The organism is Pseudomonas sp. R11F, assembly GCF_050312575.1.
GTDB lineage: Bacteria > Pseudomonadota > Gammaproteobacteria > Pseudomonadales > Pseudomonadaceae > Aquipseudomonas > Aquipseudomonas palleroniana.
The window spans coordinates 309,559-320,515 of record NZ_JBNPJU010000065.1; the positions used below are offsets into that span (position 1 = coordinate 309,559).

The window sequence follows — 10,957 nt, forward strand, 5'->3', positions numbered from 1 at the left end:
TCATGAACGTGGGTCGAAGGCATCACGTAATGCCTCACCGATAAAGACGAGCAGCGACAAGATCAGCGCCAGGCTGAAAAACGCCGTCAGGCCCAGCCAGGGCGCTTGCAGGTTCTGCTTGCCCTGGGCGATCAGCTCGCCCAGGGAGGCGCTGCCCGCAGGCATGCCGAAGCCGAGGAAGTCCAGGGCGCTCAAAGTGGAAATCGCCCCGGTCAGGATAAACGGCAGGTAGCTCAGGGTGGCGGTCATGGCGTTGGGCAGGATATGCCGGCGAATGATCTTGCCATTGCCCAGGCCCAATGCCCGTGCGGCCTTGACGTATTCCAGATTGCGTCCGCGCAGGAACTCGGCACGCACCACGTCCACCAGGGCCAGCCAGGAAAACAACGCCATGATCCCCAGCAGCCACCAGAAATTCGGCTCGACGAAACCCGACAGGATGATCAGCAGGTAGAGCACCGGCAACCCGGACCACACCTCGAGGATGCGCTGGCCGAGCAGGTCGACCCAGCCGCCGTAAAAGCCTTGCAATGCGCCGGCAGCGATGCCGATAGCGGCGCTGATGGCGGTGAGCGCCAGGGCAAACAGGATCGACACCCGGGCGCCGAAGATCACCCGCGCCAGCACATCCCGCGCCTGGTCATCGGTGCCCAGCCAGTTCACCGCAGACGGTGGGCTGGGGGCTGGGCGGGTCAGTTCGTAGTTGGGCGTGTCGTCGCTGAACGGAATCGGCGGGAACAGCATCCAGCCGCCGTCCTGCTTGATCAGCTTTTGCACGTAGTCGCTGCGGTAATCGGCCTGGAACGGCAACTGCCCGCCGAACTGCTGTTCGGTGTAGCGCTTGAAGACCGGGAAATACAGCTCGTTCTTGTAGCTGAGCACCAGGGGCTTGTCATTGGCGATCAGCTCGCCGCCCAATGTCAGGATAAACAGCCCGATAAACAGCCACAGTGACCACCAGCCGCGACGGTTCTTCTTGAAACGCTCGAAACGCCGACGGGCAACGGGGGAAAGATTGAGCATCAGGCGTTCCTCGCGGCGAAGTCGATACGCGGGTCCACCAGGGTGTAGCAGAGGTCGCCGATCAGTTTTATCAAGAGCCCGAACAGGGTGAAGATAAACAGCGAGCCGAACACCACCGGGTAATCGCGGGACACCGCCGCTTCGTAGCTCATGCGGCCCAGGCCATCGAGGGAAAAGATCACCTCGATCAGCAGCGAGCCGGCAAAGAACACCGCGATAAACGCTTGGGGAATGCCCGAGATCACTAACAACATCGCATTGCGGAACACATGCCCGTACAGCACGCGTCGCTCGCTCAAGCCCTTGGCGCGGGCGGTCACCACGTACTGGCGCGTGATTTCATTGAGGAACGAGTTCTTGGTCAGGATAGTCAGCGTGGCGAACCCGCCGATCACCAATGAGGTGACCGGCAAGACCAGATGCCAGAAATAGTCGGCGATTTTGCCCACGGTGCTCAGCTCTTCGAAGTTTTCCGACACCAGTCCGCGCACCGGGAACCAGTTCAACGAAGTGCCGCCGGCAAAGAGCACGATCAGGAACATGGCGAACAGGAACGCCGGCATGGCATAGCCGATGACAATCGCGGTGCTGCTCCACACGTCGAAACTGCTGCCATGGCGCACGGCCTTGCGAATCCCCAGGGGGATCGACACCAGGTAGGTGATCAGCGTGGCCCACAGGCCGAGAGAAATGGTCACCGGCATTTTTTCGAGGATCAGGTCGATCACAGTCTTGCCGCGAAAGAAACTATTGCCAAAGTCCAGTTGGGCATAGCTCTTGAGCATCAGCCACAGGCGTTCCGGCGCGGGCTTGTCGAAGCCGTACTGTTTCTCGATGTCGGCGATCAGCTTCGGGTCCAGGCCCCGGCTGGCGCGCGAGCCGCCGCTGACGCTTTCGCCGGACGAGCCGCCGACGCCACCACCGCCGATCCCCTGCAAGTGGGCGATGGCCTGTTCCACCGGGCCACCGGGCGCGGCCTGTACGATCACGAAATTCACCAGCAGGATGATCACCAGCGTCGGGATGATCAGCAGCAGGCGCCGTACGATGTAGGCAAACATCAGTGGGTCGCTCCGCGTTTTTTCAATTCGGCGTTCATTTGCTCATTGGTCAACGGTGTCGGACTGATCTCCCACCAGGTTTCCAGGGCTTCGTCGTTTTTGGCCTCGATGGCGGGGCGGCCGAAGCGGTTCCACCAGGCCGCCGAGGTGCCGGGCGGGTAGTAGTTGGGAATCCACAGGTAGTTCCACTGCAGCACCCGGTCCAGGGCGTGGGCGTAGGTGAGCATCTGGGCTTGGGTGTCGGCTTTGACCAGACCCTTGATCAACGTGTCGACGGCCGGGTCCTTGAGCACCGCGTAGTTGTTGGCGCCTGGATCGTAGGCCGCAGCTGAACCGAAGTAGTTGTACAGCTCCATGCCGGGTGAGGTGGTGACCGGGAAGCCGATCACGATCATGTCGTAGTCTCGGGCCATGATTCGATTCACGTATTGGGAAGCGTCGATGCGCCGGATATTCAGGGTGATGCCGATCTGCGCCAGGTTGCGCTTGTACGGTAGCAGCAGGCGTTCCAGCCCGGCCTGGGCGCTGAGAAAGGTGAACTCCAGCGCTTCGCCGTCGGCGTTGACCAGTTTGTCACCGTCGGGTTTCCAACCGGCTTCTTCCAGCAGGGCCAGCGCTTGCAGCTGTTTGTCGCGGATCATGCCGCTGCCGTCGGTGACCGGTGCCTTGAAAACCTGGGTGAACACCTCGTCGGGCACTTGCCCACGCAAGGGTTCGAGAATCGCCAGTTCCTCCTGTGTGGGCGGTTGGCTGGCGGCCAGCGGGCTGTTGGAGAAGAAGCTCTGCTGGCGGATATACATATTGCGCATCATCTGCCGGTTGGCCCATTCGAAATCCCACAGCATTGCCAGGGCCTGGCGCACGCGGCGGTCCTTGAACATCGGTTTTTGCACGTTGAACACATAGCCCTGGGCCGGTTGCGGCATTTCCTTGGCCAAATGGGCGCGTTGCAGGCGGCCATCGTCCAGGGCCGGCCCGTTGTAGCCGATGGAATAGCCGGTGGCGGAAAACTCGCGGTTGAAATCATAGGCGCCACCGCGCAGCACCTGGCGGGCGACTTCGGTGTCGCCGAAATATTCCAGGCTCAGGTGGTCGAAGTTGTACAGGCCACGGCTGACCGCAAGGTCCTTGCCCCACCAGTTGGGGTCGCGGGTAAAGGTGATGGTGCTGCCGGAGTCGATCTTGCTGATGGTGTACGGGCCACTGCCCAGTGGGGCTTCGTAGCCGCCACCGTTGGCGAAGTCGCGGGTTTTCCACCAGTGCTCGGGAAACACCGGCAGGGTGGCGACATCCAGGGGCAGGGTGCGGTTTTCATTGCTGGAAAAGTCGAAACGCACCTGGCGCTCGCCTTCGACTTCGACGTGCTTGACGTCGGCGAACAGCGTCCGAAAGCGCAGGCTGCCTTGGGTCATCAGCAGGTCGAAGCTGTAGCGCACGTCTTCGGCAGTGATCGGCGTGCCATCGGCGAAGCGTGCCTTGGGGTTGAGGAAGAAGCGCAAGGACAAACCGTCATCGGCGCGCTCCATCTTCTCTGCCACCAGGCCATACACGGTGTAGGGTTCATCCAGGGAGCGCTGGGCGAGGGGCGCATAGAGCCAGCCGTCGACCTGGGATACGCCGATGCCTTTGTCGATATACGGCAGCACATGGTCGAAGCGCCCGATCTCGATGGCCGAGCGCCGCAGGCTGCCGCCCTTGGGGGCCTCGGGGTTGACATAGTCGAAGTGGCTGAAGCCGGCGGGATACTTGGCCGGTTCGCCGTACACCGTCAGGTAGGTCTGCGGGGCCGCGATCACGGCGGTACTGGCCAGCAGCAGGGCCAGGGAGGTACTGAGCAGTCTGGAAAAAGCCAATCGCATTATCAGCCTTGAACGCCGGGTGAAGAAGAATAGGGATTTGTACGCTAACGGCATCCGTGTCGCCAGTCATCACATGCACAACGGCCCACCAAGAGGCGGGCCGTTGTTTATCGCATCAGCGCGGACGGGATCAGTCCTGGCGGCTGGTGACTTCCAGCAGGTGATAACCGAACTGGGTCTTCACCGGGCCTTGCACGGTATTGATCGGGGCGCTGAATACGACGGTGTCGAATTCCTTGACCATCTGGCCTGGACCGAACGAACCCAGGTCACCGCCTTGACGGCTGGAAGGGCAGCTGGAGTTGGCTTTGGCGATTTCTGCGAAATCAGCGCCGCCTTCGATTTGGGCCTTCAGTTCGTTGCACTTGTCTTCGGTGGAAACGAGGATATGACGGGCGGTGGCTTTGGCCATGGGAGTAACTCCTTGAATGAAAAGGGTGAGCCTACCGGATTCAGGCGGTTATTTCCTGGCAAAGTTCCGATCCGATGAACCAGCGGTCATCCATGAACGCCCAGGAACTGCCTGTGCTCAGCCCAGGACGATATAGTCATTTTGCTGAATGATGGGGCGATGCGAGCCTTGTACGAGGTGAATATAGCGGCCGTCCACCAGGTCGATGGGCAGGCAGTCGTCGACATCCATCACACGGTCGGTGTGGGCCAGAGACCAGTGGCTCAGCATCTTCTGTTTGCCTTTGGCCTTGGCTTCCTGCGGGTTGCGGGCCACGACCAGCACGTAGTGATGAGCTTCGCCAAAGGCGCCGGCTTCATAGCCGCCGAGGTTGATGAAGTACAACCGCTGGGCATCGGCGCTTGGCGCCAGGTGGCTCACTTCGACTTTCCAGCCATCCACACCGTCGACCGCCATCCACGCATCGATGTGCATACCGGACGGGCTGCCGAACCAGTTGTCGCGCAATTGCGGATAAGTGGCTTGCAGCGTATCCGCCACGGTAAAGACCACATCGTGCACTTCGATTCTGGCCCTGGGGTGCTTGCCCCCGAGCATCACTACAAACAGCATGGGAGAGCTTCCTGGCGAGTGGGCAAAACGTAACCATACTTCGATTGAACCCTTCTGTCCGCTCAGTGCCACACTCTAGACCTGCGAACTCATCAGGAGATTGTCATGCGTACCATTGATCTGGCTGGCGTTCCTGTGCCGGTCATCGGCCAGGGGACCTGGCGCATGGGCGAAAACCCGGACCAGCAGCGCGCCGAAGTGGCCGCGCTGCAGTTGGGTATCGACGAGGGCATGCGCCTGATCGATACCGCCGAAATGTACGGCGAGGGCGGCGCCGAACGGGTGGTCGGCGAAGCCATTCGCGGCAGGCGTGAGCAGGTGTTCCTGGTCAGCAAGGTGTACCCTCACAATGCCAGTCACCAGGGCGTTCCACGGGCCTGCGAAGCCAGCCTGCAACGCTTGGGCACGGACTACATTGACTTGTATCTGTTGCATTGGCGTGGCCAGTACCCCCTTGAAGAAACCGTCGAGGCGTTCGAGCGCCTGCGTGAGGCCGGCAAGATCGGCCGTTGGGGTGTCTCCAATTTTGATGTCGCCGACCTGCAGGAGCTGGCATCGCCGGCCTGTGCGACCAACCAGGTGCTCTACAACATCGAAGAGCGCGGTATCGAGTTCGACTTGCTGCCGTGGTGGCAGCAACATCATTTGCCGTTGATGGCTTATTGCCCGATTGCGCAAGGCGGTGAGCTGTTGTCCAGTTCCACGCTCAAACAGGTTGCTCATCGTCATGGTGTGACGCCTGCCCAGGTTTGCCTTGCTTGGGTTTTGCGTCAGGAGGGGGTGATTGCGATCCCCAAGGCGGTCAAGCCCGAGCATGTGCGGCTTAATGCCGGGGCTGCGAAACTGGTGTTGGATGAGCATGATCTGGATGCGATTGATCGTGTATTTGGTGCGCCCAGGCGTAAGCATCCGTTGGCGATGGTGTAGCCCTGTGGTGAGGGGGCTTGCTCCCGTGGCGGCCTATGGGCCGACCAGGGTGTCGGAATGGGTTGTGTACATATCCATTGCTGCGATAACGGCGGCTTAGGGTTCCGCTCTTACAGCGGCTCACTTTTGGAAAGGCCCAAAAGTAAGCAAAAGGCCTTTGCCCCACCACTCGGCACCTCGCTCAGGCTCGGTGTGCCCGAACACAGGCTTGAATCCGTGGGCCGCCACCACGCGCCATCCATGGCGCGGGGCGGCTAACCCGGCGTCCTGCCGGGTTACCCACGGATTCAAACCTGCGTTCGGCCAGCGTGGTTTAACGGGGCGCCTGAGATCAAGATCCAAAGCAGATCTAGAGCAGATCAAAAGCAACATCAAAACACGGCAGACAGTGCGTCACGGCCGTTGTTGCTGTAGGTACCCACGCCTCCAGCAGCAGGAGCGGCGCCTTCCCTGGCTGCCGGTCCTGCGGGAGCCTTACTTAACTGGCCACTGGGCTGCGCCAGTCATCAGAGCCGGACGTGCCGGCGACTTCGTGGGTCCAGACGATTTTGCGATAGGTGAAATACACATCCTCCAGATGGGTGAAATGCGCGTTGTCAGGGTCCTGGCAGTTGGGCATGCGCGATTGAATGTCCACGATGGTCGCGCCCTCGAGCTCCATGGTGAAGTAGTGTTCCTGGGTTCCGGCTGACGAAGTGCGGAACCATTCGAGCCGGCATGACACTTCTTCGCCTGAGGTCAGTGCGCTGAATAGCAGCGGTGAAGATTTGTCGAAAATCTTGCTGATCATGAGGGGCTTATGTACCCGTTGCCCCGTCGGCTGGCCTGATTGCGGGTCGCGGGGAATGATCACCTGGTGAGCAAATGCCTGCACCAGGATCTGATCTTCATGACCTTCCTGAAAAAGATTGCCTACTGAGTCCTGGGTGAATGTACCCGCCGTAATCAAACCTTGTTTGACGCCGGTGACGGATAGGTACGCGGGTGTTGGCATGACTGGTTTCCTTGCCTGATTAAGTAGGGATTGCCGAACGGCTTCGTTGCCGGACGGGCAAGTAGTTCCTATAACAAGAAGCGTGCCTGAAATTGGAAGGGCCAATGAAATAAGGGGGCGGAAGAGTTAATCGGGGAATGTTGGTAAGTTGTGGTGAGAGTTTCGCAATTTTTTTTGTAGTTGTTTGCGCATGTATGTGCAGTTAGTTGCTCGTGCAGTTTGGGTTGTAACTGTTGAGTGTTGGGATATGACGCGATTTTTTGATCGTTTTGACTGTGCAATTTGTTGCGCAGGCCCTGTTTTTATTGGGTTGTAGGAAATTCCTTAAGTGATTTTCTGTTGCTTGATGATTGGCTCGGGCATGGCTAGTGTTCGCACACTTCATTCACTCCCTGGGTGAAAGTTAAATGGCATTCTGATACGCATCTAAAAAGCGGTTAGTTTGCTTTTCCTGTGATGGATAGTTGTGTGCGCCTCTAAATGGATTACTCAGAAAAGCTTTGCGACTATTACCTTGAATTGGCGCGGCGACCGTGTTCGCCAAACGCGTTTGCTGGAAGTGATATGCGCTTTTCAGGCGAGTTCGAGGCACTGGAAGCGGAGCTGGGCAAAGCGCATTCGATTCATGGCGCGAGCCTGCCCGATTGGCAGAAGGTCAGTGAGCTCAGCGAGCACTTTTTGCGTGAGCATTCCAAGGACCTGCGAGTCGCCGTCTGGTTGACCTGGGCCCTTCATCAGCGTGATTCATTCGCCGGACTGTTGGCGGGGCTCGCTCTGCTGCGGCATCTCTGTGAGCATCACTGGGTTGTGGTCTACCCGGTCAAGCCGCGTACACGCGTTGCCGCGTTGGGCTGGTTGGTGCTGCGGCTGGAGCAGCTCTTTGCGCAGGACCTTTCGCTTCTGGATCAGCGGCCGTTGTTTCAGGCGTTGCATGACCACCTCATCCGACTCGATGAGCTATGGGATCAGCATCTTGGAGCGGACGCACCCTTGTTGTTACCGATCCGCAGGCAGCTGTCGGAGCGCTTGGCACGTACTTCGCGAAGCGCGGCTGAGCCTAGCGGTGTCTTGAGTGTGATTGCCCAGGTCAAGCAAGCGACCACGCAATTGCTCAAGCCGGAGCCGGCGGTGAACAACGAAAAAGACGCGCACAAATTACTACGCGCCTTGCAGGAGCAGGCCCGTCCTTTGTGCGCCTGGTGGTTGCGCCAGAGTGCCAGTGACGTGCGTGCATTGCGCCTGAGCCGAACCTTGGCGTGGCTGACGCTCATCAATTATCCCGACGCCAATGGTGAGCGCGTTACGGCTCTGCGCCCGCTCTCTGCCGACAAACTCAAGCGTTGTCAGGAGCGCCTCAGCCAAGGTCATTACGCTGATCTGTTGCTGGAGCTTGAAGTCAGCCTGGCCGGTGCATTGTTCTGGTTTGACGGACTGCGTATGGCCTGGGAGTGCCTTGAGGCGTTGCAGGCAGGGCCCGCCAGGACCGAGCTGGAAATGCACTTTGCTTTGCTCCTGCAACGCCTGCCGGGCTTGCCTGACTACAGGTTCGACGACGGAACACCGTTCGCGGATCCGGCCACCTGTGAATGGATCACCCTGCATGTCATGCGTCACCTGCAAAGGACCGAGCCCTCCAGCGTTGTGCCCGATGTGGCAGGCGAGTCCTGGGACGCGGCCTTGCAGGCGGTGATGCCGGTGCTGCGCAAGGAAGGACTCAAGGCCGCGGTTGCTGTGCTCAAGCAAGGGCAGCAGGCGGCACGCGGCGAACGGGCCCGTTTCCACTGGCAACTCGCACTCGCCCGGTTGTGCATGCGGGCCGGCAAGCACGACCTGGGCAGGGTTCAGCTGGAACAACTGGACCTCGAATTGCAACGCGCCGGGCTCGAACGCTGGGAGCCGCAACTGGCTCTGCAAGTCGCTCGGCTGCTGTATCGCTGCTATGACCGCTTGCCACAAAGTCACGCCGTGCGCGAAAGCAAGGATCTCACCCATCGCCGGTTGTGCCACTTCGACCTTGAAGCAGTACTTGAATGAAGCCCGATCAAAAAGGAGAAACAACATGGCCAAAGACGGTTCGGTAGCCCCCAAGGAACGTATCAACATCACCTTCAAACCTGCGGTCGGCGGGGTTCAGGAGGAGGTCGAGCTACCGCTGAAGTTGCTGGTGCTGGGGGATTTCTCCCAGCGTGAAGACCCGCGCAAGCTCGAGGATAGAAAGCCCATCGGCATCGACAAGAACACCCTTGACGAGGTGTTGGCGAAACAGGCGCTCAGCTTGACGCTGAGTGTGCCCAATCGCCTGCAGGAGGCGGCTGACGTCGAGGAGCTGGCCGTCGAGGTGCGGATCAATTCGATGAAGGATTTCAACCCGGCGCATCTCGTCGAGCAAATTCCCGCATTGCAGAAGCTGATGGTACTGCGTGAAGCGTTGATGGCACTCAAGGGGCCGCTGGGTAACACCCCCAGTTTTCGCAAAGCCATCGAACAGGCGTTGGCCGACGACGGTTCCCGCGCTCGGGTTCTGGCCGAACTCGGGTTGAACAATCCAGACGCCTGACATTTTCAGTAAAAGGACACTGACAGCATGACGACCACCCCAAGCAACTCGCAGCCCCTGCAAGGCTCCGCCGAGGGCAGCATCCTCGATAACATTATTGCCCAGACATTATTGAGCGCCGACGACGAGGCTTACGGCATCGCCAAGCGCGGCGTGTCGGCGTTTATCGAAGAGCTGGTCAAGCCGCACAACCGTGCAGAACCGGTCAAGAAACACCTGGTCGACCGGATGATTGCCGAGATCGATATCAAGCTCAGTCAACAAATGGATGAGATTCTGCATCATCCGGATTTCCAGGCGCTGGAGGCTTCCTGGAGAGGGTTGCAGTTACTGGTCGAACGCACCGATTTTCGCGAGAACATCAAGATCGAACTGCTGAATGTCTCGCGCACGGACCTGCTGGACGATTTTGAAGACGCCTCGGAAATTACCCAGTCGGGGCTGTACAAGCATATCTACAGCGCCGAGTACGGCCAGTTCGGCGGTCAGCCGGTAGGCGCGATCATCTCCAATTATTACCTATCCCCCAGCGCACCCGATGTGAAGCTCATGCAATACGTCGCCAGTGTCGCGTGCATGGCCCATGCCCCTTTCATCGCCGCTGCCGGCCCGAGCTTCTTCGGGCTGGAAAGCTTCACCGGATTACCCGATCTGAAGGACCTCAGAGACCATTTCGAAGGCCCGCAGTTTGCCAAGTGGCAAAGTTTTCGGCAGAGCGAAGACGCCCGTTACATTGCCTTGACCGTACCGCGCTTTCTGCTGCGAACCCCGTACGATCCCCTGGAATGCCCGGTGAGAACCTTTGCCTACCAGGAAAACGTGGTCAACAGCCACGAGCATTATCTATGGGGTAATACCGCCTACGCGTTTGCCACACGGTTGACCGACAGCTTCGCGCGTTTTCGCTGGTGCCCGAACATCATCGGCCCAAAGAGTGGCGGGGCGGTCGAAGATCTTCCCTTGCATCATTTCCAGAGCATGGGTGAGATCGAAACCAAAATTCCTACCGAGGTACTGGTTTCAGATCGGCGTGAATATGAACTCGCGCAAGAGGGCTTCATTGCCCTGACCATGCGCAAGGGCAGTGACAACGCAGCGTTCTTTTCCGCCAGCTCAGTACAAAAGGCCAAGACCTTCGGCATCAGTGAAGAGGGCAAGGCCGCCGAGCTGAATTACCGGCTTGGCACCCAGCTGCCTTACATGATGGTCGTGAACCGCCTGGCCCATTACCTCAAGGTGCTGCAACGCGAGCAATTGGGCTCGTGGAAGGAGCGCACGGACCTGGAGCTGGAGCTCAACAAGTGGATTCGCCAATACGTGGCCGACCAGGAAAACCCCAGTGCCGAGGTGCGTGGGCGTAGGCCATTGCGTGCAGCGCGCATTGTCGTCAGCGATGTCGAGGGGGAGCCGGGCTGGTACCGGGTCAATTTGAGTGTGCGCCCGCACTTCAAGTACATGGGGGCAGACTTCACATTGTCCCTGGTCGGAAAGCTCGATAAAGAATGAGCGGAG

10 protein-coding genes are annotated in these 10,957 nt (G+C 59.4%); 4 read left to right on the plus strand and 6 right to left on the minus strand.

Annotated elements, in window-relative coordinates:
- From ACQRBV_RS19960 to ACQRBV_RS19980, 5 genes are all read right to left on the minus strand, one after another.
- On the minus strand, positions 1–1,023 hold the full coding sequence (locus tag ACQRBV_RS19960) for an ABC transporter permease (protein WP_060752574.1): 1,023 nt from the start codon (positions 1,021–1,023) through the stop codon (positions 1–3).
- Complete coding sequence (locus tag ACQRBV_RS19965) at positions 1,023–2,084, minus strand: microcin C ABC transporter permease YejB (protein WP_060752575.1); 1,062 nt, start codon at positions 2,082–2,084, stop codon at positions 1,023–1,025. Before ACQRBV_RS19965 ends, ACQRBV_RS19960 begins: the two co-directional genes overlap by 1 nt.
- Entirely contained in the window at positions 2,084–3,943 is a 1,860-nt protein-coding gene (locus ACQRBV_RS19970; RefSeq protein WP_411984285.1) for an extracellular solute-binding protein, read from the minus strand. Before ACQRBV_RS19970 ends, ACQRBV_RS19965 begins: the two co-directional genes overlap by 1 nt.
- 130 nt (positions 3,944–4,073) lie before the next feature.
- Positions 4,074–4,355 carry a peptidylprolyl isomerase gene (locus tag ACQRBV_RS19975; protein ID WP_090370581.1) on the minus strand — a complete coding sequence of 94 codons (282 nt, stop codon included), beginning with the start codon at positions 4,353–4,355 and terminating at the stop codon, positions 4,074–4,076.
- A gap of 117 nt (positions 4,356–4,472) precedes the next feature.
- Entirely contained in the window at positions 4,473–4,967 is a 495-nt protein-coding gene (locus ACQRBV_RS19980; RefSeq protein WP_411984284.1) for a DUF1543 domain-containing protein, read from the minus strand.
- A 105-nt stretch (positions 4,968–5,072) separates the two neighbouring features.
- On the opposite strand from ACQRBV_RS19980, the gene ACQRBV_RS19985 reads away from it, so the two are divergent.
- Positions 5,073–5,894 carry an aldo/keto reductase gene (locus ACQRBV_RS19985; RefSeq protein WP_411984283.1) on the plus strand — a complete coding sequence of 274 codons (822 nt, stop codon included), beginning with the start codon at positions 5,073–5,075 and terminating at the stop codon, positions 5,892–5,894.
- A gap of 478 nt (positions 5,895–6,372) precedes the next feature.
- Here the strand turns inward: ACQRBV_RS19985 and ACQRBV_RS19990 are convergent, their stop codons facing one another.
- Positions 6,373–6,888 carry an Hcp family type VI secretion system effector gene (locus ACQRBV_RS19990; protein ID WP_090370588.1) on the minus strand — a complete coding sequence of 172 codons (516 nt, stop codon included), beginning with the start codon at positions 6,886–6,888 and terminating at the stop codon, positions 6,373–6,375.
- A gap of 480 nt (positions 6,889–7,368) precedes the next feature.
- On the opposite strand from ACQRBV_RS19990, the gene tssA reads away from it, so the two are divergent.
- Genes tssA through tssC form a run of 3 tightly spaced genes read left to right on the plus strand, consistent with a single transcriptional unit; the run spans position 7,369 to position 10,951 of the window.
- The gene (gene tssA, locus ACQRBV_RS19995) at positions 7,369–8,922 is read left to right on the plus strand and encodes a type VI secretion system protein TssA (RefSeq protein ID WP_411984282.1); all 1,554 of its coding nucleotides are present in this window, start codon (positions 7,369–7,371) and stop codon (positions 8,920–8,922) included.
- A gap of 25 nt (positions 8,923–8,947) precedes the next feature.
- Entirely contained in the window at positions 8,948–9,445 is a 498-nt protein-coding gene (tssB, locus tag ACQRBV_RS20000; protein WP_411984281.1) for a type VI secretion system contractile sheath small subunit, read from the plus strand.
- 27 nt (positions 9,446–9,472) lie between these two features.
- Complete coding sequence (gene tssC / locus ACQRBV_RS20005) at positions 9,473–10,951, plus strand: type VI secretion system contractile sheath large subunit (RefSeq protein ID WP_411984280.1); 1,479 nt, start codon at positions 9,473–9,475, stop codon at positions 10,949–10,951.
- The last annotated feature ends 6 nt before the right edge of the window (positions 10,952–10,957 follow it).

What these genes read in the sequence shown, in the direction of transcription:
- ACQRBV_RS19990 (WP_090370588.1), bottom strand. Translation starts at nt 6,888, where the DNA reads ATGCCAACACCCGCGTACCTATCCGTCACCGGCGTCAAACAAGGTTTG.
- tssB (WP_411984281.1), top strand. Translation starts at nt 8,948, where the DNA reads ATGGCCAAAGACGGTTCGGTAGCCCCCAAGGAACGTATCAACATCACC.
- ACQRBV_RS19980 (WP_411984284.1), bottom strand. Translation starts at nt 4,967, where the DNA reads ATGCTGTTTGTAGTGATGCTCGGGGGCAAGCACCCCAGGGCCAGAATC.
- ACQRBV_RS19985 (WP_411984283.1), top strand. Translation starts at nt 5,073, where the DNA reads ATGCGTACCATTGATCTGGCTGGCGTTCCTGTGCCGGTCATCGGCCAG.
- ACQRBV_RS19975 (WP_090370581.1), bottom strand. Translation starts at nt 4,355, where the DNA reads ATGGCCAAAGCCACCGCCCGTCATATCCTCGTTTCCACCGAAGACAAG.
- ACQRBV_RS19970 (WP_411984285.1), bottom strand. Translation starts at nt 3,943, where the DNA reads ATGCGATTGGCTTTTTCCAGACTGCTCAGTACCTCCCTGGCCCTGCTG.
- ACQRBV_RS19960 (WP_060752574.1), bottom strand. Translation starts at nt 1,023, where the DNA reads ATGCTCAATCTTTCCCCCGTTGCCCGTCGGCGTTTCGAGCGTTTCAAG.
- tssA (WP_411984282.1), top strand. Translation starts at nt 7,369, where the DNA reads ATGGATTACTCAGAAAAGCTTTGCGACTATTACCTTGAATTGGCGCGG.
- ACQRBV_RS19965 (WP_060752575.1), bottom strand. Translation starts at nt 2,084, where the DNA reads ATGTTTGCCTACATCGTACGGCGCCTGCTGCTGATCATCCCGACGCTG.
- tssC (WP_411984280.1), top strand. Translation starts at nt 9,473, where the DNA reads ATGACGACCACCCCAAGCAACTCGCAGCCCCTGCAAGGCTCCGCCGAG.